This window comes from Rhodopseudomonas sp. (assembly GCF_013377015.1).
Classification (GTDB): domain Bacteria; phylum Pseudomonadota; class Alphaproteobacteria; order Rhizobiales; family Xanthobacteraceae; genus JARJEH01.
Genome location: NZ_JACABA010000004.1, coordinates 70,071 through 90,463 on the forward strand (window position 1 = coordinate 70,071; position 20,393 = coordinate 90,463).

General features: G+C 64.6%; 26 protein-coding genes. 12 read left to right on the forward strand and 14 right to left on the reverse strand.

Annotated features, from left to right (window positions below; genetic code table 11):
- Nucleotides 1–176 precede the first annotated feature (176 nt).
- Entirely contained in the window at nt 177–884 is a 708-nt protein-coding gene (locus tag HXX15_RS17725) for a glutathione S-transferase family protein (RefSeq protein ID WP_296517687.1), read from the forward strand.
- A 13-nt stretch (nt 885–897) separates the two neighbouring features.
- Here the strand turns inward: HXX15_RS17725 and HXX15_RS17730 are convergent, their stop codons facing one another.
- The 8 genes from HXX15_RS17730 to HXX15_RS17765 form a co-directional block, all read right to left on the reverse strand.
- Entirely contained in the window at nt 898–1,587 is a 690-nt protein-coding gene (locus tag HXX15_RS17730; RefSeq protein ID WP_296517688.1) for an HAD family phosphatase, read from the reverse strand.
- Nucleotides 1,584–1,781, reverse strand: a complete 198-nt coding sequence (locus HXX15_RS17735) for a hypothetical protein (RefSeq protein WP_296517689.1) — start codon at nt 1,779–1,781, stop codon at nt 1,584–1,586. The genes HXX15_RS17730 and HXX15_RS17735 overlap by 4 nt, the downstream gene beginning before the upstream one ends.
- Before the next feature lie 274 nt (nt 1,782–2,055).
- Nucleotides 2,056–2,235 (reverse strand): light-harvesting protein, encoded by a 180-nt coding sequence (locus HXX15_RS17740; RefSeq protein WP_296517690.1) that lies wholly within the window; start codon nt 2,233–2,235, stop codon nt 2,056–2,058.
- 19 nt (nt 2,236–2,254) lie between these two features.
- The gene (pufB, locus tag HXX15_RS17745) at nt 2,255–2,410 is read right to left on the reverse strand and encodes a light-harvesting antenna LH1, beta subunit (RefSeq protein WP_296517691.1); all 156 of its coding nucleotides are present in this window, start codon (nt 2,408–2,410) and stop codon (nt 2,255–2,257) included.
- Nucleotides 2,411–2,738: 328 nt separating this feature from the next.
- Complete coding sequence (pncB, locus tag HXX15_RS17750) at nt 2,739–4,043, reverse strand: nicotinate phosphoribosyltransferase (protein WP_296517692.1); 1,305 nt, start codon at nt 4,041–4,043, stop codon at nt 2,739–2,741.
- Between the two features lie 205 nt (nt 4,044–4,248).
- Nucleotides 4,249–4,437 carry a hypothetical protein gene (locus HXX15_RS17755; protein ID WP_296517693.1) on the reverse strand — a complete coding sequence of 63 codons (189 nt, stop codon included), beginning with the start codon at nt 4,435–4,437 and terminating at the stop codon, nt 4,249–4,251.
- Nucleotides 4,438–4,739: 302 nt separating this feature from the next.
- A complete protein-coding gene (locus tag HXX15_RS17760) occupies nt 4,740–5,027 on the reverse strand; it encodes a type II toxin-antitoxin system RelE/ParE family toxin (RefSeq protein WP_296517694.1) in 288 nt (95 codons plus the stop codon).
- Complete coding sequence (locus HXX15_RS17765; protein ID WP_296517695.1) at nt 5,024–5,251, reverse strand: hypothetical protein; 228 nt, start codon at nt 5,249–5,251, stop codon at nt 5,024–5,026. Before HXX15_RS17765 ends, HXX15_RS17760 begins: the two co-directional genes overlap by 4 nt.
- Nucleotides 5,252–5,813: 562 nt before the next feature.
- Here HXX15_RS17765 and HXX15_RS17770 point away from each other — a divergent pair.
- A complete protein-coding gene (locus tag HXX15_RS17770) occupies nt 5,814–6,134 on the forward strand; it encodes a hypothetical protein (RefSeq protein ID WP_296517696.1) in 321 nt (106 codons plus the stop codon).
- Between the two features lie 90 nt (nt 6,135–6,224).
- Here HXX15_RS17770 and HXX15_RS17775 read toward each other — a convergent pair whose 3' ends face one another.
- Both HXX15_RS17775 and HXX15_RS17780 read right to left on the reverse strand, forming a co-directional pair.
- Nucleotides 6,225–7,166: an aldo/keto reductase gene (locus HXX15_RS17775; RefSeq protein ID WP_296517697.1), complete on the reverse strand. Its 942-nt coding sequence runs from the start codon at nt 7,164–7,166 to the stop codon at nt 6,225–6,227.
- A 102-nt stretch (nt 7,167–7,268) separates the two neighbouring features.
- Nucleotides 7,269–8,105, reverse strand: coding sequence for a lysophospholipid acyltransferase family protein (locus HXX15_RS17780; RefSeq protein ID WP_296517698.1), 837 nt, complete (start codon nt 8,103–8,105; stop codon nt 7,269–7,271).
- 255 nt (nt 8,106–8,360) lie between these two features.
- Between HXX15_RS17780 and HXX15_RS17785 the strand changes: the two genes are divergently transcribed.
- Nucleotides 8,361–8,717 carry a DMT family protein gene (locus HXX15_RS17785; RefSeq protein WP_296517699.1) on the forward strand — a complete coding sequence of 119 codons (357 nt, stop codon included), beginning with the start codon at nt 8,361–8,363 and terminating at the stop codon, nt 8,715–8,717.
- Nucleotides 8,718–8,894: 177 nt separating this feature from the next.
- Here HXX15_RS17785 and HXX15_RS17790 read toward each other — a convergent pair whose 3' ends face one another.
- From HXX15_RS17790 to HXX15_RS17800, 3 genes are all read right to left on the reverse strand, one after another.
- Complete coding sequence (locus HXX15_RS17790) at nt 8,895–10,046, reverse strand: PQQ-dependent sugar dehydrogenase (RefSeq protein WP_296517700.1); 1,152 nt, start codon at nt 10,044–10,046, stop codon at nt 8,895–8,897.
- Nucleotides 10,047–10,137: 91 nt separating this feature from the next.
- Nucleotides 10,138–10,317: a hypothetical protein gene (locus HXX15_RS17795; protein ID WP_296517701.1), complete on the reverse strand. Its 180-nt coding sequence runs from the start codon at nt 10,315–10,317 to the stop codon at nt 10,138–10,140.
- Nucleotides 10,318–10,461: 144 nt separating this feature from the next.
- Nucleotides 10,462–11,115, reverse strand: a complete 654-nt coding sequence (locus tag HXX15_RS17800) for a glutathione S-transferase family protein (protein WP_296517702.1) — start codon at nt 11,113–11,115, stop codon at nt 10,462–10,464.
- A 519-nt stretch (nt 11,116–11,634) separates the two neighbouring features.
- Between HXX15_RS17800 and HXX15_RS17805 the strand changes: the two genes are divergently transcribed.
- The 8 genes from HXX15_RS17805 to HXX15_RS17840 all read left to right on the forward strand — a co-directional run bounded on the left by HXX15_RS17805 (nt 11,635) and on the right by HXX15_RS17840 (nt 18,784).
- Entirely contained in the window at nt 11,635–12,837 is a 1,203-nt protein-coding gene (locus HXX15_RS17805; protein WP_296517703.1) for a pyridoxal phosphate-dependent aminotransferase, read from the forward strand.
- Nucleotides 12,838–12,980: 143 nt separating this feature from the next.
- Complete coding sequence (locus HXX15_RS17810) at nt 12,981–13,499, forward strand: DUF992 domain-containing protein (RefSeq protein ID WP_296517704.1); 519 nt, start codon at nt 12,981–12,983, stop codon at nt 13,497–13,499.
- Between the two features lie 188 nt (nt 13,500–13,687).
- On the forward strand, nt 13,688–14,161 hold the full coding sequence (locus tag HXX15_RS17815; RefSeq protein ID WP_296517705.1) for a DUF992 domain-containing protein: 474 nt from the start codon (nt 13,688–13,690) through the stop codon (nt 14,159–14,161).
- A 176-nt stretch (nt 14,162–14,337) separates the two neighbouring features.
- Nucleotides 14,338–16,386, forward strand: coding sequence for an elongation factor G (locus tag HXX15_RS17820; protein WP_296517706.1), 2,049 nt, complete (start codon nt 14,338–14,340; stop codon nt 16,384–16,386).
- A 112-nt stretch (nt 16,387–16,498) separates the two neighbouring features.
- Nucleotides 16,499–16,765 carry a helix-turn-helix transcriptional regulator gene (locus tag HXX15_RS17825; RefSeq protein ID WP_296517707.1) on the forward strand — a complete coding sequence of 89 codons (267 nt, stop codon included), beginning with the start codon at nt 16,499–16,501 and terminating at the stop codon, nt 16,763–16,765.
- A 2-nt stretch (nt 16,766–16,767) separates the two neighbouring features.
- Nucleotides 16,768–17,625, forward strand: a complete 858-nt coding sequence (locus tag HXX15_RS17830) for a shikimate dehydrogenase (protein WP_296517902.1) — start codon at nt 16,768–16,770, stop codon at nt 17,623–17,625.
- 55 nt (nt 17,626–17,680) lie between these two features.
- Nucleotides 17,681–18,307: a hypothetical protein gene (locus HXX15_RS17835; RefSeq protein WP_296517708.1), complete on the forward strand. Its 627-nt coding sequence runs from the start codon at nt 17,681–17,683 to the stop codon at nt 18,305–18,307.
- 120 nt (nt 18,308–18,427) lie between these two features.
- Entirely contained in the window at nt 18,428–18,784 is a 357-nt protein-coding gene (locus tag HXX15_RS17840) for a hypothetical protein (protein ID WP_296517709.1), read from the forward strand.
- An 83-nt stretch (nt 18,785–18,867) separates the two neighbouring features.
- Here HXX15_RS17840 and HXX15_RS17845 read toward each other — a convergent pair whose 3' ends face one another.
- Nucleotides 18,868–20,007 carry an alpha-hydroxy acid oxidase gene (locus tag HXX15_RS17845; RefSeq protein ID WP_296517710.1) on the reverse strand — a complete coding sequence of 380 codons (1,140 nt, stop codon included), beginning with the start codon at nt 20,005–20,007 and terminating at the stop codon, nt 18,868–18,870.
- 164 nt (nt 20,008–20,171) lie between these two features.
- Here HXX15_RS17845 and HXX15_RS17850 point away from each other — a divergent pair, with 164 nt between their 5' ends.
- Nucleotides 20,172–20,345, forward strand: coding sequence for a hypothetical protein (locus HXX15_RS17850; protein ID WP_296517711.1), 174 nt, complete (start codon nt 20,172–20,174; stop codon nt 20,343–20,345).
- Nucleotides 20,346–20,393: the final 48 nt, after the last annotated feature.

A 20,393-nucleotide genomic window follows, 5' to 3' on the forward strand; every position in this document is an offset into this window, starting at 1 on the left:
GCGCGGGCTTGACCCGCGCACTGACCTCATCCTGAGGAGCCGCGCATCTTTGCGCGGCGTCTCGAAGGATGAGCGCAACCATCCTCATCCTTCGAGACGGCCCTTCGGGCCTCCTCAGGATGAGGGGCATTCCGCGTGGCAGCGCGGCCTCGACCACGGGACAAGGAGGGAACATCATGACCATCACACCGACTCTCAAACTGTTCGAACTGGTCGGCGTCGACGAAGCCCGGCCGTTCAGCCCGTTCTGCTGGCGGACGCGGATGGCGCTGGCGCACAAGGGTCTAACGGCCGAAACGATCCCGTGGCGCTTCACCGAGAAATCCGCGATCAGCCCGTACAACTCCGACAAAGTGCCGGTGCTGCTCGACGGCGACACTTCGGTCTGCGATTCCTGGGCGATCGCCAACTATCTCGAGGATAAATACCCGGATCGGCCGTCATTGTTTGGCGGCGAGGGTGGCCGGGCGATGGCGCGGATGCTGAACTGGTGGGGCGACATCGCGGTGATCGGCGGGATGTTTCCGTTGATCGTCGCCGATATCGCCACCCATCTGCGGCCGGAGGACGAGACGTATTTTCGCAAGACGCGCGAGGCGCGGTTCGGCAAGACGCTGGAGGAGGTGGTCGCCGGCCGCGACCAGGCCGTCGAGGGCTTCCGCCGCGGCCTCGACCCGCTGCGCCTGACCTTGAAGACGCAGCCGTTCATCGGCGGCGATGCGCCGAATTATGCCGACTATATCGTGTTCGGCCCATTCCAGTGGGCGCGTGCGGTTTCGCCGTTCGCGCTGCTGAAGCCGGAGGACGCGGTCTATGCCTGGCGCGAGCGGCTGCTCGAAGCGTTCGACGGCATGGCGCGGAAGTCGGTCGGCTATACGGTATAGTCGCGCCGCGCCTTTACAACGACACCGCGGTGCCGAGCCCCCCGCGCAGGCGCAGCGTCGCCAGCACGGCGTGCAGGTCCGGCAGCACCGCGGCGCAGCGCTGGCGGGTCTCGGTGCCCGGCTGCTCGAGATCCGGAACCATCAGGGTGATGACGCCGGCGCCATGGGCGGCGGCGACGCCGACGCTGGAATCCTCGACCGCGACGCAATGCTGCGGCGGCGTTCGAATCGTCTTCGCCGCGAGCAGATAGAGCGCCGGATCGGGCTTGCCGTGCTCGACGTCGTCGCGGGTCAGCAGGGTGTCGAACCGTGCGCGAATCCCGGCCAGTGTAAGGTGTTGTTCTGCGGTGCGCCGCGACGCCGAGGTGACCAGCGCCATCGGACAATTGGAATCGCGCAGCGCGTCCAGCAGTTCGCGCGCGCCGGCCTTCAGCGGCAGCCCGTCGCGAAAAATTTCGTCGCGTCGCGCCACGAACGCCTTATTGACCGCGCCGAGCGGGAAGTCCGCGCCATAACGGTCGAGCAGCAATTTCTGGCAGTCGGGACCAGCGAGGCCGACCATGGCGTGGCATACGGTGGCAGCGTCGGCAAAGCCGAATCCAGTCAGCACGGTTGTCAGGCTGGAGATGTAGATCCGCTCGGTGTCGATCAGCGTTCCATCCATGTCGAGCAGCACGGCGTCGACCTGCCAGCGCCCGCTCACCGCGCCGGCTCCGCGGCGGCCGCCGCCTTGCGCAAGCAGTCCGGGCAAAGGCAATCGGCATTGGCCGACGGCATCGGCAGCCGCGCGGTCTCCGCGGCGCACCAGCAGTCGTTCGACAGGCCGCAGGAAAACTCCGTGCCGCAGCTGGAACAGGCGAGCCGGCGCGGCAGGGGCGTGGCGGGCTGCTCGGTCATCGATCGAATCGCGCTGCGGAGATGCTGATCATTGCCACCTTATAGCATTCGCCGCCGTCATCCGCCGCGGCGGAGTTGTCCAGGGTCAAATCAAAATCGAATTGATTGGGATTTCATGGTGCGATTCGAGATTTACACTTTCGAATACCTCCCGAAAGTCTGGCCCCGGAGCGCATGCGGCGTTTCGGGGCCATTTTTGTTGGCACGGGCCCAAAAAGAAAGAACCGGGACCCATCGGGTCCCGGTTCTGGCATCACAGCGAAAGGAGCTGCAATTAACCGACGTTGACCGAGCTTTCGATCGCAGCGGTCTTGCCGTTCCAGTACTTCGCGAACCAGGTGGTGTGCGAGATCAGCGCCAGGTGAACGAGAATCGCGATCACGGTGACGCTGCCGAGCAGCAGCGGGAGACCAACGGTCGGCTTGACCACAGTCCAGATACGAGCTTGATTCATGTTGGATACTCCTTAGTGCTTAGTGCAGCCAGGGCGAATAGACATACGCCAGGAAGTGGGCGACGATCGCGATCGCGCCGAAGACGCGGGTGCCGTCGATCACATGCTTGTGGAGCTCTTCAGACTCCGCGATCGTCAGGCCGCTCGGCCCGACCTTGTTCATATCTTCAGCCATTTCAGGAACCTCATAAGAGAATTACGTTCGTCTCGATCCTCGGGCCGCAGAGGATTGCCGCCGTCGGTGCGTGCGTTGTGACAGGCTTCGCCGTCAGGGACATTGCGCAGGAACAATTTTCCGTGATCGCTCACCCGGTTTTCGAGGCAAAATCAGGTATCAGAGTAGTATATTGCGGCGTTTGTCGGTGCCCTGATACTTGTGTACGGGAAATTCTGACAAGACGCTGTCCGGCGCTTCGGATGCGATCCGGACACGCGCGACCTGACAGCCCGATTTGCGGCGGTGGCCAACAGAGCCGGGCGAAGCCTGCCCGCGACGTCGATCGTCAGACATGCACCGCGCTGCGCACGCGGCCGGCGTTACCGAACACCCGCAGGTAGCGCTCGATCTCCGCCGCATCGCCGGTCGCTTTTTCCAGATTGTCGGACAGCTTGACCGCGGGCCGGCCGTCGACCGCCGTCACCTTGCAGACGATCGAGATCGGGTCGAGATTGGTCGAACCGTCCGGGGCGCATCCGACGAAATCATTGGTCAGGTTGGTGCCCCAGCCGAAGCTGATCCTGACGCGGCCGGCGAAGTGCCGGTAGGTCTCCTCGATCGAGCCGACATCCATCGCGTCGGAAAACACCAGCAGCTTTTCCCTGGGATCGCGGCCCTTGGACTTCCACCAGGCGATGATCTCCTCGCCGGCCGCGATCGGCGGCGCGCTGTCGGGCCGAAACCCGGTCCAGTCCGCCACCCATTCCGGGGCATCGCGCAGGAAGGCGCGGGTGCCGAAGGCATCGGGCAGCGCGATCAGCAGATTGCCGCCATAGGTCTGGCGCCACTGGTCGAGGATCAGATAGGGCGCCCAGCGCAGCTCGTCGTCGTCGGTCGCCAGCGCCGCCGCCACCATCGGCAGTTCATGGGCATTGGTACCGATCGCCTCGAGGTCGTTGTCCATCGCCAGCAGCACGTTGGAGGTGCCGGTGAAGGAGCGGCCGAGCCCTTCCTTCACCGCCTCGACGCACCAGCGCTGCCACAGGAAGCCATGCCGTCGCCGGGTGCCGAAATCGGACAGCCGCAGCCCGTCGAGCCGGCGCAGCCGCTCGACCTTGCTCCACAGCTTCGCCTTGGCGCGGGCGTAGAGCACGTCGAGCGCGAAGCGGCCCTGACCCTTCATCGCCTGGCGCGAGCGCAGCTCGTTGAGAATGGTCAGCGCCGGGATCTCCCACATCGTGGTGTGGGTCCATGGCCCGTCGAACCGCAGTTCGTACTGGCCGTCGACCTTGGTCAGTTCGTAATCGGGCAGCCGGAAGGTCGCCAGCCAGGCGATGAAGTCCGGCGAGAACATCTGGGTCTTGCCGTAGAAGGTGTTACCGGCCAGCCAGATCAGCTCTTTCTTGGCGAACCGCAGGGTGCGGGCATGGTCGAGCTGCGCGCGCAGCTCGGCCTCGTCGATGATCTCGGCAAGGCGGATGTGGCGGCTGCGATTGATCACCGAAAAGGTCACCCGCTGGTCCGGATAGAATTCCCGGATCATCTGCAGCATCAATAGTTTGTAGAAATCGGTGTCGAGCAGGCTGCGGACGATCGGATCGAGCCGCCAGCCGTGATTATAGGTCCTGCTCGCGATGTCGGTGACTGCCATGACGGAACTCTATGCTGCCGAGCGCCGTGCAGCTAGGGGGGGCGGACGGGAATCGCGCGCGGGGGGGCATGCGTGCCCACTCGTCCCGAGCAGCCAAGCTGTTGCGCGGCGTTTGCAAGCCGCATCCTGCGGAGCGGCCGGGCCGACCGGCGCAAAGATACCCGAACGTCGCCGCGCACACCACGCCGCCGGCAGTCCGGCCCTGCTACGTCACGATATCGACCTGTGGCGGTGGGGCGGTCTGCTCGGTCGCGGAATGCTGGGCGTCAGCCAGCGCGACTTCATCGGCCTTGATGATCGCGGGCTCCGCCTTTGCGGTCTGATGCGCCACCAGCCGGACTTCCGCCTGGGCCACGAAGATCTGCGCCGGGAATGCGATGCCAATGGTCGTCATGCTAACAACCCATCGATGTCATTCCGATGGAAGTAATTCCATTCTGACTCAAGGTTGCGCCTTTCCGTTCACGTCTTGCTAACAAGTGAGGTTAATGCGCAGATTGAGTCGTGTATTAACGCTTAGCGTATTACTACGTAGGAGCGATGGCTGTGAGTAGCTGTCAAGACTCGCTCAGCTATGAAGTGTTGGCCTCATTGCCTGATTTTCGACGCTGCGTGAAATCCGGATGTTGGTAGCGATATGCGGGGAGCGGAGGGTGCGAGAGCCCATAGATCGCGGCGCTCGTCGGAGCGTGTTGGCTATTCCGGCATTGAGGCGGGATGGCGCGCGCTGTGGCGCACGCCATGAATGACGATTTCGGCCTCAGTCGCGCGATAGAAGATCAGATAGGGGTAGGGATAGGCGACCACGCGTCGCAGCCGGCCCTTGTTCGTCAGCCGACCGGCCTGAGGATATTCCAGCAGCAGATCAATCACGGTGAACAGTCGTTGTTTGACGTGCCGGGCGCCCTGCGGCGAATGTCGGTCGATCGAGGTCAGGACCTCGTCCAGTTCGGTGGCGGCGCGGATGGTGAAGCGTAGCTTCACAGCCCATGCTTCGCCCAGATCGCGCGCACCTGCTCGTTGGTGGCGAATTCATCCCGCTCGGCCTGGGCAAGCGACTCGTCGAACGAGGCGGCTTCCTCGGCGGTTAGTTCGATCGCCGGTTGATCGACCCCGGCAAATTGCAGCAACAGCCGTGCCAGCGCATCCTGCTGCTCGGCTGGCAGGTCGCGCACGGATTCAAAGGCTTGTTCGAGTAGAGTGGTCATGCCGAAAAGATAGCAGCGTCGGGGCGGTTCGTGCCACCCATCATATTTGTTCTCGCGTTCGCAAAAATCCGGATTGACTTCCGCTCCCAGACTGGATTATATTCCTAATTACCTCATCCCACTGAGGGGCGTTTCCTGGGACGCTTGGAGGTGCGGGGTGGGAGGTGGCGCCTGCGGCGCGGGGAGGACGTCTCCCGGCGCACTCGGGGGCTCCGGATTGCCGTCCGCCGCTACTATGAGCGGCTGCCGCTGTGTGCCGGCTGGACGTGGCGCAAACGAACGCGGAGAAATCCCGCGGATCGGGCGCCCGGAAGAACGGCCCGGAGACCGAAAAAAGCCACGGTGGAGCGTCGAAAGGCGTTTCCGCGGCCTCTGCGTTCCGGCGATCCGGCGCGCACGCTGCGGCCACTCAACAAGGCGCGCCTTTCGGCGCTCCGCCTCCCTCATTGGTGGGAGGCCCATGAGCCGTCCCGCTCACGCGAGCATTCGCGGGCACCGTTGTCGCGCGCCTGGACTCTGCGCGCTGGCGGATCGCCGCCATCACCTACAGGAGATCACCGCCATGGCAGATGTCGCGCAATGGGACGAGGCGTTTCTCACGCAGCGCGAAGACGACGAACGATCGCAGGCGCTGGCGCAATGCTCCGACGCCGACTGGGAGGCGGCGGTTGACGAGGTGATGCGCCAGACCGCCGACGTGGCGCGCGGCTTTGCAAATTGTCCCGCCGCGAAATGCCGTCGCGCCAGACGCTGCGCGGGCGACGCCGAAGCCTGCCTCGCGCAGTTGCAACTGTCGCTGTCGCCGCAGGTCGCGCAGCAACTGATCGAGGAGGTCTATGCCGAACTGCAGCAAAATCGCCGCGCGGCGGCGGAGGAGGGATGATTGCCGATTCCGCTTCCATCATCCGGGATGCATCGCTGCCGCATGGTTCGAGACGCGCGCAACTGCGCCCCGCATCATCCCGGGCAGAGCTTACCCCAGCGTGATTTTGTCGATCTCCGCCAGCTCCTCGGCGCTCAGCGTCCAGCCGATCGCGGCGACGTTCTGCTCGACCTGCTCGACGCGGGTGGCGCCGGCGATCACGCTGGAGACCTGCGGCCGCGACGCCAGCCAGGAGAACGACAATTCCAGCATCGAGTGACCGCGCGCGACGCAGAATGCGGTGAGCCGCTCGACGATGTCCTCGTTGCGCGGGGTCTGGTAGCGGTCGCGCAGCGCCGGCGCCTTAGCGAAGCGGGTGTCGGCGGGCGCCGCGGCGCCGCGCTGGTACTTGCCGGTGAGCAAGCCGCTGGCCAAGGGAAAGAACGGCAACAGGCCGAGATTGTATTGTTGCGCGGCCGGCAGCAGCTCCTTCTCGATGTCGCGCACTACCAGGCTGTATTCGTCCTGGCACGATACGAAGCGATTGGCGCCGAGTTCGCGCGCCGTGAATTCGGCCTCGGCGATCCGCCACGCCGGGAAATTCGAGTTGCCGATGTAGCGCACCTTGCCTTGGCGGATCAGATCGTCGAGCGCGCGCAGCGTCTCGTCGATCGGCGTCAAGGGATCGTAGTCGTGCTGCTGATACAGATCGATCCAGTCGGTCTTCAGTCGGGTCAGGCTGGCCTCGACCGCCGCCATGATGTAGCGCCGCGACGCGCCCTGCTTGGTGCCGTCGGTTGCCATCGGCTTGGAGAATTTGGTCGCCAGCACGATGTCCTTGCGCCGCGTGCCCAGCACGGTGCCGAGCACGGTCTCGGAGCCGCCCATCCCGGCATAGATGTCGGCGGTGTCGAACAGCGTGACGCCGAGATCGATCGCCTTGTGGATCACCTTGCGCGAGGTTTCGAGATCGGTGCGCTGGCCGAAATTATTGCAGCCGATGCCGACCGCGGAGACGCGCAGGCCGGAGCCGCCGAGATTGCGAATTTGCATGAACCATCCAGTGTGACGTGCGCAGCGATCTGCGGGACAACGCCATTGTGGCGTGCGCTCCGCGATGCCGCAAGGCGGCCGGCGTTATGCCGGCAGCGCGCGTTAGGCCGGTTCCGGCAGCGGTTGCGCCGAGGGTTGGTCGATCGGTCCAGGGACGGCCGCGCCACGCCGCGCCGCCGCGGTCATCTTTCGCACCGCGGTTTCCGCGTCGCGGGCAATCTGCTTGCGATCGGCGCTCATCTCGGTAGCGACCGCGTCGCCCCAGCTGATGGTGACGTCGATCGCGCCGGCCGACAGGATGCCGAGCAGATGCGGCATCAGGTCGGCGTCGCCATACCACGCCACGCGCTCGCGAAATTCGCGCCCGATCGGCAGCCCGCGATAGCCCGTATAGGCCACCGACATCGGCTGCACCGCGATCGCGGTGTGTTGGGTCGAGGCGCCGAGTGCGTGATGCACCGCGCCGATCAGCGCCGAGCGGAACGGCAGCACGCGGGTGCCGTCGCTGGAAGTGCCTTCGGCAAACAGCACCACGGCATCGCCGTCGAGCAGCCGGTCGCCGATTTCCTTGGTCGCGGCGCCGGTGCGGTGCCGCGCCTGGCGGTCGATGAAGATGGTGCGCTGCAGTTTGGAGAGCCAGCCGAACACCGGCCAGCGCGCGACCTCGCTCTTGGCGATGAACACCACCGGCGTCAGCGCCGAGATCACGCAGATGTCGAGCCAGGAGACGTGATTGGACAGGATCAGCACCGGGCCGTTGCCGCGGCGTTCGCCGACCTGGCGGATCCGGACGCCGATCAGCAGGCACAGCGCGCGGTGATACAGATGCGGGATGGTCCGCTGCAGGCGCAGGTCGAACGCCATGCAGATCAGTTGAAGCGGCAGCAGCACCAGCGTGAGGATCAGCAGCGCGGCGATGAGGAGGGTGAGACGGATCATGGTGGACCCCTCGCTGTCGCGCGTGCGGCCGGCGCGATCGGGTTGGCGCGTAAAAAAGTGCGGCCCCGGTCAGACGCGGCGACTGACGGGGACCGCTTTTGGAGCGGCTGATCGGCGACGGGGGGCCTCGATCAATCGCAGGCGAAACCTAGCGGTACATTGTTACACAGCCATGACGTATTAAAGAATCATCAACCGTTACGCGGGAACTGCGCTGCGTCGCCGCGCGTTAGCTCGTCGTTTGAAAGGACCCTGATGCCGCTCGTTTTCTCGCCCTATCTGCTGCCGATCGTGCTGCTGTTCGGCTCCAACGTGTTCATGACCTTCGCTTGGTACGGCCATCTGAAATACAAGAGCGTCGCGCTGCCGCTGGTGATCATGGCGAGCTGGGGCATCGCGCTGTTCGAATACTGGCTGGCGGTGCCGGCCAATCGCTGGGGCAGCGAAGTGTATTCGGCGGCGCAGCTGAAAACCATTCAGGAGGTGATCACGCTGATCGTGTTTGCCGCCTTCTCGGTGCTGTATCTGAAGGAGCCGCTGGGCTGGAATCACGCGGTCGGCTTCGCCTTCGTGGCGGCGGGAGCGTTCTTCATTTTTCACAAATGGACCTGAGGCGATGGCGCGATGGGTGGGCCAGGAAGGTTGATACACGACCTAACGTCATCTCCCGCGAAAGCGGGGGACCCAGTAATCCGCATCGCTTCGATCCCATTGCCAATGCGCTGGAATACTGGGCCACCCGCTTTCGCGGGTGGCGACAGCAACGCATGTTGCTTAAGCAACAGCTCGCTACTTCGCCGGCGTCACCCTCAGTATCCGGCCCGCGGTGTTGTCGGTGAGCAGCCACAGCGCGCCGTCGGGACCCTGGCGGACGTCGCGGATCCGCTCATGCAAAGCCTGCAGCAGCCGCTCCTCGCCGGTCACCTTGTCGCCGTCGAGCGACAGCCGCACCAGCATCTGGCCCGCCAGCGCGCCGGCGAACAGGCTGCCGTCCCAATTCGGAAACAGCTTTGCGGTGTAGAATGCCATGCCGGAGGGCGCGATCGACGGCACCCAATATTTGATCGGCTGCTCCATGCCGGGCTTCGACGTCGCCTCGTGGATCTTGGCGCCGTTGTAGTCGATGCCAAAGCCGATCACCGGCCAGCCGTAGTTACTGGCCTTGGCGATGATGTTGATCTCATCGCCGCCGCGCGGGCCGTGCTCGATCTCCCACAATTCACCCGACCTCGGATTGAAGGCCAGCCCCTGTGGGTTGCGATGACCAAAACTCCAGATTTCGGGCTTGGCGTCGTTGCGGCCGACAAACGGATTGTCGCTCGGTACGCTGCCGTCGGGCGCGATCCGGATCAGCTTGCCGAGATGATTGGCGAGATTCTGCGCCTCGTCGCGATGGATGAAATGTTCGCCGAGCGTGACGAACAGGTTGCCGTCGCGGGCTTGCGCGATCCGGCAACCAAAGTGATTGCCGCTCGACAGCGGTCCGTCCTGGCGGAAGATCACCGCGACTTCGTCGAGCCGCGGCGCGTCGCCGTCGATGAATTTCGCGCGAGCCACCGCGGTGCGGCCGCCATTGCCGACGCGTTCGGCGAAGCAGAAATAGATCGTGTTGTTCTGCGCGAAGGATGTGTCGGTGACGACGTCGAGCAGTCCGCCCTGGCCGACGGCCCAGACCTCCGGCACGCCTTGCAGCGGTTTCGACAACAGACCTTGCGCCGACACCACGCGCATCCGGCCGGGACGCTCGGTCACCAGCACGCGGTCGCCTGGCAGAAACGCCAGCGCCCATGGATGCACCAGGCCGCTGGCGAAGATCTGCACGTTGAGCGGGCCGGCGGCCGAGGCGTTCTCGTCGCTGCTGGCGTTGGCGATCAGCAGCGAGGCAATCAGGATGATCGCCACGGTCAACGTTCCGGCGACCCAGACCAAAGGTGCTTTCAACGCAACGTCTCCCTTGAAAGGCGAGGTTTGCTTGCGGGCCAGGCCGCGCCGCCATCGGAACATCGGGTTCGATAGACGCAAAGCGCGTGGATCAGCCTTGAAACGGCATCGCCATGCTGATCCGGGTCGACAGCACGGTGAGTGCGAGGATCAGGCACAGCGACACCGAGCCGAGCGCGAGCGACACTACGACGGCGTGGGTCAATTTCGTTGAGGCGGAAAGCGCGAAGCGCTGGACGAAACCAGTCTCCGCGTCAGACGACCGTATCATGGCCGGAATTCCTTCATCGCGCGGGCGAATCACCGCGCAACGCCAATTTCCCAGCCATCGCAGGCGGTATTTGGGCGGCAATCGGCGCAAAAGTGTCGGAATGACGGCAAGATGCCCGGTTATGCCCGCAATTTGCAGGTTTGCTCAGGCCTCGGCGGCAAAACCGAGGTGATCGCTTGGCGCGGCGTCCGGGGTCCAATCCATGGTGACGAAGCCCGGTGTCTGCTCGACGCGGCGTAGCCACGCATTGATCGACGGGAACGCGGCAAGGTCGAAATCGCATTGCTCGGCAACATGGGTGTAGCCGTACAGCGCGATGTCGGCGATCGTGAGTTGCTTGGCGGCGAAATAATCGTTGGTCTTGAGATGATTTTCCATCACCTGCAGCGCCGCGTAACCGCGCTCCATCCAGTCTTCCAGCGCGTGGGTCTGCAGATCGCGGCCGCCCTTGACCAGGCACAGCCAGAAATACGCCGCGCCGATATTCGGTTCCAGCGCGTGCTGTTCGAAGAACATCCACTGCAGCGCCTCGGCGCGATCCATCCGCGTGTCCGGCGCCAGCGAGGTGCCGACGGCGAGATACCACAGGATAGCATTGGATTCGGCGAGGTAGCGGCCTTGAGCGACTTCCAGCAGCGGCACTTGGCCGCTGGGATTCTTGGCGAGAAATTCCGGCGTCCGGCTTTCGCCGCGCAGAATATCGACCTCGACCGCGCGATAGGGCGCCTCGAGAAACGCCAGCGCAAGGCGAACCTTGTAGCTGTTTCCCGATCGCTGCATCGAATAGAGTTTGTACATTCTCTTTCGCCTGCCCCGATTGCCCCGCCTTGGCGCGGCGAACGTCATTCTCCCCGCTCAACGCGGCTAAACAATGATGCCGACGGCGATGCGTCGCAAGCCCCATGATCTGGAAAAAGTCGAAAACGTTTGCCGCAATGCAACCGCACGGCATTTCATGCCAATGCCGGGCTCGAGCTCGCGCGAATGTGCGCATAACATGCCTGGTGCTGGCGCATTTGTGCGTCGCGATGCCGCGACGTGAGAGCGCAACCGTGACAAATGCCGGTGGCGCGGATGATTGGCAACAGCGACGGTTGCGGGGCTGGTCTGCCGGATCGACGGTTGCCCGAAATGCGCCATTTCGCCGCCAGGATTTCCGGATGTCGCGTCCGGCGGCGCCGTCGTCCGATGTCCGCCAAACTGTCCGCGGCGATGTGCAACCTTCTTGCGATGCAGCGTAACGCCGCTTACTGTGTGCCGATCCCGTCAGAAAAAGTCGTGTATTCGCCGGCTTACGACGGTTGCAAGGAGATGACGATGCCGTTTCTGTCCGCTGCGCTCGATCGTGTGAAGCCGTCCGCGACCATCGCGGTCACGGATAAAGCACGTGAGTTGAAAGCGGCCGGCCGCAACGTCATCGGGCTCGGTTCCGGCGAGCCGGATTTCGACACCCCGGCCAACATCAAGCTGGCGGCGATCCACGCCATCGAGGCCGGCAAGACCAAGTACACCGCGGTCGATGGCATTCCCGAGCTGAAGGCGGCGATCATCGCCAAGTTCCAGCGCGAGAACGGCCTGACCTACACGCCGAACCAGATCATCGTCGGCACCGGCGGCAAGCAGGTGCTGTACAACGCGCTGATGGCGACCATCAATCCGGGCGACGAGGTAATCATCCCGGCGCCGTATTGGGTGAGCTATCCGGAGATGGTGGCGCTGGCCGGCGGCGAGCCGGTGCCGGTGGTCTGCACCGCTGAGTTCGGCTTCAAGCTGCAGCCCGCGGCGCTGGAAGCGGCGATCACGCCGAAGACCAAATGGATCATCCTGTGCTCGCCGTCGAACCCGACCGGCGCGGCCTATTCGCGCGCCGAATTGAAGGCGCTGACCGACGTGCTGGTGAAGCATCCGCAGGTCTGGGTGATGACCGACGATATGTACGAACATCTGGTCTATGACGACTTCGTGTTCACCACCCCGGCGCAGATCGAACCGCAACTGTTCGACCGCACGCTGACGGTGAACGGCGTCTCCAAGGCCTATTGCATGACCGGCTGGCGCATCGGCTATGCGGGTGGGCCGGCGCAGCTGATCAAGGCGATGGCGACGATCCAGTCGCAGTCGACCTCGAACCCGTCGTCGATCTCGCAATGGGCGGCGGTGGAAGCCTTGAACGGACCGCAGGATTTCATCCCGGTGCACAACAAGGCGTTCAAGGAGCGACGCGACCTCGTGGTCTCGATGCTGAACCAGGCCAAGGGCATCGATTGCCCGCGGCCGGAGGGCGCGTTCTACGTCTATCCGTCCTGCGCCGGCACCATCGGCAAGACCGCGCCGTCCGGCAAGGTGATCGCTAACGACGAAGACTTCGTCACCGAACTGCTGGAGACCGAAGGCGTCGCGGTGGTGCAGGGCTCGGCGTTCGGCCTTGGCCCGGCGTTCCGGATTTCCTACGCCACCAAGAATTCCGATCTCGAAGAAGCCTGCAAACGCATCCAGCGCTTCTGCGGCAATCTGCGCTAGCGTCACATTACCATTTCGCAAGGTTGGCCGGCTTTCGCCGGCCGATCACGGCAACGCCTTGTTTTGGACAAGGCGTTTTTCTTCTGTCGCCTCCGCAATCCAAATCCAGGATTCAAAATCCAAGAAAAGCGGAGTTCAACTTCATGCAAATCTCAAGACTGTTCGGCATCGCCGCCGCCACGCTCATTGCGTCGTTTGCCAGCGCCCATGCGCAGGCGCGCCTGCAAGTCGGCGTGCTCGAATGCACCGGCGGGCGCAATGTCGGTTTCGTGGTCGGTTCGGTGACCGAGCTGCAATGCGTGTTCCGCAGCGAGGGCCGCCGCGCTGATCCCTATATCGCCACCGTTCAGCGCGTCGGCCTCGATCTCGGATTTACCGAGAACACCGGTCTCGCCTGGGCGGTGTACGCGCCGACCAAGTGGATCGGCCGCGGCGATCTTGGCGGCAGCTATGGCGGCGTCGGCGCCAACGCCTCGGTCGGCGTCGGCTTCGGCGGCAATCTCTTGGTCGGCGGCTCGGAAAATTCCTACTCGCTGCAGCCGCTCAGCCTGCAGGGCCAGACCGGCCTGAACGTCACCGCCGGCATCGCCAATCTGCAACTGCGTCCGGCCGATCTGCGGGGGCCGCGTCGCCATCACCGTCACCATCGCCGCCATCGTTAACCAAGCGTTACCACCGCAAAGATGCGAAGGGCTCGCGTTTCGCGGGCCCTTCGTCTGGGGACGGCGCACCGACTTGTCATTGAAGATTCGCCGTTGCTGTGACTAGATGTCGCCGCACCATCGGTTGCGCGCGCGGCCCGGTTGGGCCTGCGATTTCACCTTCAGATCATTCCATCGGAGATTTTGCCATGCGCCGTTCTTCGCTCCTGCTTGGGTTCGCTGCCGCTGCGTTGATTGCGGGCGCCGCCCAGGCGCAGCAATCCCGCGTTCAGCTCGGCGTGCTGGAATGCCGCGGCGGAGCCAGCGTCGGCTTCATCGTCGGATCGGTGACCAATCTCGGTTGCGTGCTGCGCTCCGACGGTCGCCCCGACGCGCCCTATGTCGCGACCATCCGCAAGGTCGGGCTCGACCTCGGCATTACCCAGGAGACCGCGCTGGCCTGGGCGGTGTTCGCGCCGGTCGAACGCTTCGGCCCCGGCGATCTCGCCGGCAACTACGCTGGCGCCCAGGGCTCGGCCTCGGTCGGCGTCGGGCTCGGCGCCAACGTGCTGGTCGGCGGCTCGCAGAATTCGATCGCGCTGCAGCCGCTCAGCCTGCAGGGCCAGACCGGCCTCAATGTCGCCCTGGGCCTGGAAGATCTCGAACTGCGTCCGGGCCGATAAGTTAACGCACTGCAACGCAATCCGGCGGCACCGCGCCGCCGGATTGATTTGTCCTTGATCCGCCTCAAGGTAAGCGCCGCGGCGCGAATTATTTCCTGCTTGCCAAGGCGCTATGCGGCTGAAAGCATTGCGTCGCCGACCCAATCAAGGGCCGAGCTCCAACCAAGGAGGCGGCGATGGGACACAATGTCATAAGTCCCCGCGGTCCCCGGTGCATCGCACTGGTGGGCCCTTTCCAAAGCGGAAAAACCACTCTTCTCGAAGCCATATTGGCGCGGACCGGCGCCGTTCCCCGAGTCGGTTCGGTCGATGCCGGAACGTCGTACGGCGATTCCAGCCCCGAATCCCGCCATCACAAGATGGGACTAAGCCTCACCGCCGCTACCACCAGTTTCATGGGTGATAGTTACACCTTCATCGATTGCCCCGGCTCGGTCGAATTCGCGCACGACATGCGCGCGGCGCTGCCGGCGGTCGATGCCGCCGTGGTGGTCTGCGAAGCCGACGAGCGCAAGCTGCCGCAGTTGCAGTTGATCCTGCGCGAACTCGAAGACCTCGGAATTCCCCGGTTCCTGTTCCTCAACAAGATCGATCGCGCCAGCAAGCGGATCAGCGAAGTGCTCGACACGCTGCAGCCGGCATCACGAATCCCGCTGGTGCTGCGGCAGATTCCGATCTGGAACGGCGATCTGATCGCCGGCTATGTCGATCTGGCGCTGGAGCGCGCCTTCATCTATCGCGAGCACAAGGCCTCCGAAGTGATCGCGCTGGAAGGCGGTGACCTCGACCGCGAGAAGCAGGCGCGGTTCACCATGCTGGAGAAGCTCGCCGACCACGACGACGCGCTGATGGAGCAATTGCTCGAGGACGTCGCCCCGCCGCGCGACGCGGTGTTCGACGATCTCGCCCGCGAATTGCGCGAAGGCTTGATCTGTCCGGTGCTGCTCGGCTCGGCGCTGCGCGAGAACGGCGTGATGCGGCTGATGAAAGCGCTGCGTCACGAAGCGCCCGATGTCACCGAGACCGCCTCGCGGCTCGGCGTGACGGCGGGCAAGGACGCGCTGGCCTACGTGCTCAAGACCACGCATCTGCAGCACGGCGGCAAACTGTCGCTGACCCGCGTGCTCAGCGGCACGCTCGCCGACGGCGACACTGTGCACGCCTCCAGCGGCGAGTCCGCCCGGGTGTCCGGCATTCACGTCGTCGGCAACGGCCACGACACCAAGCGGTCGTCGGCTGGCCCCGGCGACGTGGTGGCGCTCGGCAAGCTCGACACGATCAAGACCGGCGATACGTTCTCGACCGGCAAGACCGCGCCGGCTGCGTTGGTGGAGATCGTGCCGGCCGCACCGGTGCTGGCCCTGGCGCTGTCGGCGACCGATCGCAAGGACGACGTCAAGCTCGGTCAGGCGCTGCAGCGGTTGAGTGAGGAAGATCCCTCGCTCACCGTGATCCACGATTCCCAGACCCACGACATGGTGATCTGGGGCCAGGGCGAGATGCATCTGCGCGTTGCGCTGGAGCGGCTGCACGACCGCTTCGGCGTCTCGGTGAAGTCGCAGCCGCCGGCGATCGGTTATCGCGAGACCATTCGCAAATCGATCGTCCAGCGCGGACGGCACAAGAAACAGTCCGGCGGTCACGGCCAGTTCGGCGACGTGGTGCTCGAAGTGCGGCCGCTGCCGCGCGGCGAGGGCTTCGCCTTCGCCGAGACCGTGGTCGGCGGCGCGGTGCCGCGCAACTACATCGGCGCGGTCGAGGAGGGTGCGGTCGATGGCTTGCGCTCGGGGCCGCTCGGCTTCCCGGTGGTCGACGTCCATGTCACCCTGACCGACGGCTCCTACCACAGCGTCGATTCTTCCGATCAGGCTTTCCGGACCGCGGCGCGGATCGGTGTCACCGAAGCGCTGCCGCAGTGCCAGCCGGTGCTGCTGGAGCCGATCCATGTGGTCGAGATCGTTTGTCCGACCGACGCCACCGCCAAGGTCAACGCCATCCTGTCCGGGCGGCGCGGCCAGATCCTCGGCTTCGACACCCGCGACGGCTGGCATGGATGGGACCTGGTGCGGGCGATGATGCCGGAAGCGGAAATCGGCGATCTGATCGTCGAATTGCGCTCGGCCACCGCCGGCGCCGGCAGCTTCACCCGGACCTTCGACCGCATGGCCGAAGTCACCGGGCGCGCCGCCGACCAGATCATCGCCGCGCGCAAGACTGCGGCGTAGCGTTCGGGCGGGTCGACGCGGGCTTTCTCAACAAGCGGCTTCAATGATGTATGAAACATCGTTGAAGCCGTTTTGTATTTGCGATAGCCCTGTGCGAAACCGGGGTGCCAGCTTGATTACATCGTTTCAGATGCGCGCGGCGCGGGCGCTGCTGGGGATCGACCAGCGCACCTTGGCGAAGTTGTCGGGCGTGTCGGTGCCGACGATCCAGCGCATGGAGGCCAGCGACGGCAACGTCCGCGGCATCGTCGATTCGCTGACCAAGGTGGTCGACGCGCTGAACCGGGCCGGTGTGGAATTGATCGGCGAGCATGCCCGCAGCGACGAGGGCGGCCGCGGCGTGCGGCTGCGGCAGCCGGGGCCGCCGCAAGTTTCGTGAGGATGGATTTGCCGCAGGGATCGAAACCGACAAGACCCGTGGCGGCCTGCCTGATCGGCTGGCCGGCAGCGCATTCGCGCTCGCCGCTGATCCATCATTACTGGCTGCGCACGCTCGGCATCGCGGGTGGCTATTCGATCGAGGCGGTGCCGCCGGAAGGTTTTGCCGAATTTGTGCTCAACCTGGCGCAGCACGGCTATCGCGGCGCCAACGTCACCATCCCGCACAAGGAGCGCGCGCTGCAACTCACCGCACCGGACGCCCGCGCTCGCGCGGTCGGCGCAGCCAACACGCTGTACTACGACGGCGAGCTGCTGCGCTCGACCAATACAGACATCGAGGGCTTTCTGAACAATCTCGACGCCTGCGCGCCGGGCTGGGACGCGACCGCGCACGCGCTGGTGCTGGGCGCCGGCGGCTCGTCGCGCGCGGTGGTGTTCGGGCTGCTGGAGCGCGGCGTTGGCCGGATCGCGCTGGCCAACCGCAGCATCGAGCGGGCGCAGGCGCTGGCCGCCCAGTTCGGCGACCGCGTCGTTCCGATCGGCTGGGACCAGATCGACGCCGCGCTGCCCGGCGCCGGGCTTTTGGTCAACACCACCTCGCTCGGCATGAAGGGGCAGCCCGAACTCAGCATCGATCTCGGCCTGCTGCCGGCCGATGCCGTGGTGGCGGATCTCGTCTATGTGCCGCTGCAAACGCCGCTGCTGGCCGCCGCCCGCGAACGCGGCCTGCGCCGCGCCGATGGGCTGGGCATGCTGCTGCACCAGGCGGTGCGCGGCTTCGAACTCTGGTTCGGCGCGCGGCCGCATGTGACGCCCGAATTGCGCGCGCTGGTCGAGGCCGATCTCGCGCATAGTTGACTGGAATATTCGCGCGGCGACGGCATTTGCATCAAGAGGCCTTTTGCCGGAGACGATGATGCATTCCCGTTATCATTCGCTGTCACCCCCGCTGGCCGCGCTCGCGCTGCTGGCCTTGTCGTTTAACTGCGCCCTGGCGCAGTCGCCGCCGTCGAGCCGGGTTCGCGGCACCATCGAGGCGGTCGATGGCGACATCCTGGCGGTGAAGGCGCGAAGCGGCGATGAGGTTCGGCTGCGGATGGCGTCGGACTTGCGCGTGGCGGGGATCGCCGCGATCCCGCTGTCCGAGATCAAGGCCGGCTCCTTCATCGGCGTCACTACGGTGCCGGGTCCCGATGGCAGCCACGACGCTATCGAGGTCCATGTGTTTCCGGAATCGATGCGCGGTACCGGCGAGGGTTCACGGCCCTACGATCTGCGCCCGAACAGCACTATGACCAATGCCACCGTCGACCAGTCGGTCGTCAGCAATGACGGCTACCGCCTTCTGGTGAAGTACAAGGGCGGCGAGAAGACCGTCACGGTGACGCCGCAGACCGTGCTGGTAACCTACGTACCGGCGGAAAAATCCGACCTCAAGCCCGGCGCCAAGATCATCGCCTTCGCCAAGAAGCTGCCTGACGGCAGTTTCGAAACCAGCCGCATCAGCGTCGGCCGCGACGGCATCACGCCGCCGATGTGAGCGGGAACCTCCAATTCATCACGATTCGGCTCCTTGCGTGCGCTAGATCACACGTCCGTGGCGTGAATGATGCATAGTGATTCGCGCCGCGGATAATCGCGGTCAAACGGGACAATAAGAATGAAAGCACTGCCGCTACTGAAGGTCTTGGGTCTGGGATTTGTCGCGATCGCTGGCGCAATCGCTCCCGCCATGGCGAACGATCTCATCATCAACAACACGTCGAAATACGATCTCCACGAGCTCTACGTGTCCAAAAGCAAGTCGTCGGAATGGGGACCGGATCAGCTTCGCAAGGACACCGTCGCAGCCGGGAAGAAATTCACCCTCCACAACCTCAGTGACGGCACCTACGACTTGAAGGTCGTGGATGAGGATGGCACCGAATGCACCATCGAAGACGCCGCTTTTGACGAGAGCAAGGAGTGGACCATCACCAGCAAGATGCTGGAGCGCTGCGACAAGTTCGGCAACTAGCGCAGCCTCCGATCACACCGTTGCGATCTCTTGCCTGGCCCGCCGGTGATTCCGGCGGGCCTTTTCTTGCCGAAGATGCGGCCTCACACCGCCAGCACCTTCTCGTCGATCTCGGCGATCGAATTGACGCCGCACAGCGCCATCGTGGTCGAGAGCTCGTTCTTGATGATGTCGATCGCCTTGCTGACGCCCGGTCCGCCGAAGGCGCCGAGGCCGTAGATATAGGCGCGGCCGATCATGCAGGAGCGCGCGCCGAGCGCCAGCGCCCGCATCACGTCCTGGCCGGAGCGGATGCCGCCGTCGAACAGCACCTCGATATGCGAGCCGACGGTGTGGACGATGTCCGGCAGCGCCTCGATCGAGGACGGCGCGCCGTCGAGCTGGCGGCCGCCATGGTTCGACACCACCAGCGCCTCGGCGCCGATCTTCACCGCCTCGCGGGCGTCCTCGACGTCGAGGATGCCCTTGATGATCAGCTTGCCCGGCCAGATCGATCGGATCCAGTCGATGTCCTTCCAGTTCAGTGACGGATCGAATTGCGACGCCACCCAGGACGACACCGAGCCGAGATCCTTGGAGCCGGGCAGGTGGCCGGCGATGTTGCCGAAATTGCGTTGCTTGCCGCCCAGAATGCCCTTCACCCAGTTCGGCTTGGTGATCATGTCGAGCAGGTTCTTCGGCCGGAAGATCTCCGGCGGCACCGACATCCCGTTCTTGATGTCCTGATGCCGCTGGCCGATCACCTGCAGATCGACGGTTAGAACCAGCGCGCTGCATTTCGCCGCGATCGCGCGCTCGATCAGCGCCTTGACGAAGCCGCGGTCGCGCATGACGTAGAGCTGGAACCAGAACGGTTTTTCCACGTTGGCGGCGACGTCCTCGATCGAGCAGATCGACATTGTCGACAGCGTGTAGGGAATGCCGGCGGCCTGCGCGGCGCGGCAGGCGTGGATCTCGCCGTCGCCATACTGCATCCCGGTGGAGCCGACCGGGGCGAGAATCAGCGGCAGCGCCGATGTCTCGCCGATGATTTTGGTGGAGAGGTCGCGGGAGGAAATATCGACCAGGATGCGCTGGCGAAATTTCAGCTGCTCGAAATCGGCGCGGTTGGCGCGCAGGGTTTCCTCGGCGTAGGAGCCGCGATCGACATAGTCGAAGAACATCTTCGGCACCCGGCGCTGGTGCAGCACGCGCAGATCTTCGATGCAGGTGACATGTTTCATGAACGTTTCCGCCCCTTGTTGGTTTTCGCAGCGCCCGGCGTCCTCTAGCACGCCGCTGCGGTCTGCAAAATCATCCTGGCGGTTGCGCTGCGGCATGATCGGGGCGGCGGGAACAGCATTCGTCGCGGAGCGTTTGCTCTTGATAACCGCAAAGGAGCAATCGCATGGCCGATTCCAACATCGCCGATACCCCCGTGAAACCCTCCAAGGACGAGAAGAAGAAGCTGGATAACGAGCTTAACGAGGCGCTGGAGGAGTCGTTTCCGGGCTCCGACCCGCTCAGCATCACCCAGCCGGCGCCGTCGGAGCCGGACGGCGACAGCAAGCGGCGGGACTAACGGACGCCGCCGGGCGGCTTCGGGCCTTGGTGTCGGATATTTTGACCT

Bases quoted from the DNA above. Each gene is read 5' to 3' on its own strand.
- HXX15_RS17725 (WP_296517687.1), top strand. From the start codon at position 177: ATGACCATCACACCGACTCTCAAACTGTTCGAACTGGTCGGCGTCGAC.
- HXX15_RS17735 (WP_296517689.1), bottom strand. From the start codon at position 1,781: ATGACCGAGCAGCCCGCCACGCCCCTGCCGCGCCGGCTCGCCTGTTCC.
- HXX15_RS17740 (WP_296517690.1), bottom strand. From the start codon at position 2,235: ATGAATCAAGCTCGTATCTGGACTGTGGTCAAGCCGACCGTTGGTCTC.
- pufB (WP_296517691.1), bottom strand. From the start codon at position 2,410: ATGGCTGAAGATATGAACAAGGTCGGGCCGAGCGGCCTGACGATCGCG.
- pncB (WP_296517692.1), bottom strand. From the start codon at position 4,043: ATGGCAGTCACCGACATCGCGAGCAGGACCTATAATCACGGCTGGCGG.
- HXX15_RS17755 (WP_296517693.1), bottom strand. From the start codon at position 4,437: ATGACGACCATTGGCATCGCATTCCCGGCGCAGATCTTCGTGGCCCAG.
- HXX15_RS17765 (WP_296517695.1), bottom strand. From the start codon at position 5,251: ATGACCACTCTACTCGAACAAGCCTTTGAATCCGTGCGCGACCTGCCA.
- HXX15_RS17770 (WP_296517696.1), top strand. From the start codon at position 5,814: ATGGCAGATGTCGCGCAATGGGACGAGGCGTTTCTCACGCAGCGCGAA.
- HXX15_RS17775 (WP_296517697.1), bottom strand. From the start codon at position 7,166: ATGCAAATTCGCAATCTCGGCGGCTCCGGCCTGCGCGTCTCCGCGGTC.
- HXX15_RS17780 (WP_296517698.1), bottom strand. From the start codon at position 8,105: ATGATCCGTCTCACCCTCCTCATCGCCGCGCTGCTGATCCTCACGCTG.
- HXX15_RS17785 (WP_296517699.1), top strand. From the start codon at position 8,361: ATGCCGCTCGTTTTCTCGCCCTATCTGCTGCCGATCGTGCTGCTGTTC.
- HXX15_RS17795 (WP_296517701.1), bottom strand. From the start codon at position 10,317: ATGATACGGTCGTCTGACGCGGAGACTGGTTTCGTCCAGCGCTTCGCG.
- HXX15_RS17800 (WP_296517702.1), bottom strand. From the start codon at position 11,115: ATGTACAAACTCTATTCGATGCAGCGATCGGGAAACAGCTACAAGGTT.
- HXX15_RS17805 (WP_296517703.1), top strand. From the start codon at position 11,635: ATGCCGTTTCTGTCCGCTGCGCTCGATCGTGTGAAGCCGTCCGCGACC.
- HXX15_RS17810 (WP_296517704.1), top strand. From the start codon at position 12,981: ATGCAAATCTCAAGACTGTTCGGCATCGCCGCCGCCACGCTCATTGCG.
- HXX15_RS17815 (WP_296517705.1), top strand. From the start codon at position 13,688: ATGCGCCGTTCTTCGCTCCTGCTTGGGTTCGCTGCCGCTGCGTTGATT.
- HXX15_RS17820 (WP_296517706.1), top strand. From the start codon at position 14,338: ATGGGACACAATGTCATAAGTCCCCGCGGTCCCCGGTGCATCGCACTG.
- HXX15_RS17830 (WP_296517902.1), top strand. From the start codon at position 16,768: ATGGATTTGCCGCAGGGATCGAAACCGACAAGACCCGTGGCGGCCTGC.
- HXX15_RS17835 (WP_296517708.1), top strand. From the start codon at position 17,681: ATGATGCATTCCCGTTATCATTCGCTGTCACCCCCGCTGGCCGCGCTC.
- HXX15_RS17840 (WP_296517709.1), top strand. From the start codon at position 18,428: ATGAAAGCACTGCCGCTACTGAAGGTCTTGGGTCTGGGATTTGTCGCG.
- HXX15_RS17845 (WP_296517710.1), bottom strand. From the start codon at position 20,007: ATGAAACATGTCACCTGCATCGAAGATCTGCGCGTGCTGCACCAGCGC.
- HXX15_RS17850 (WP_296517711.1), top strand. From the start codon at position 20,172: ATGGCCGATTCCAACATCGCCGATACCCCCGTGAAACCCTCCAAGGAC.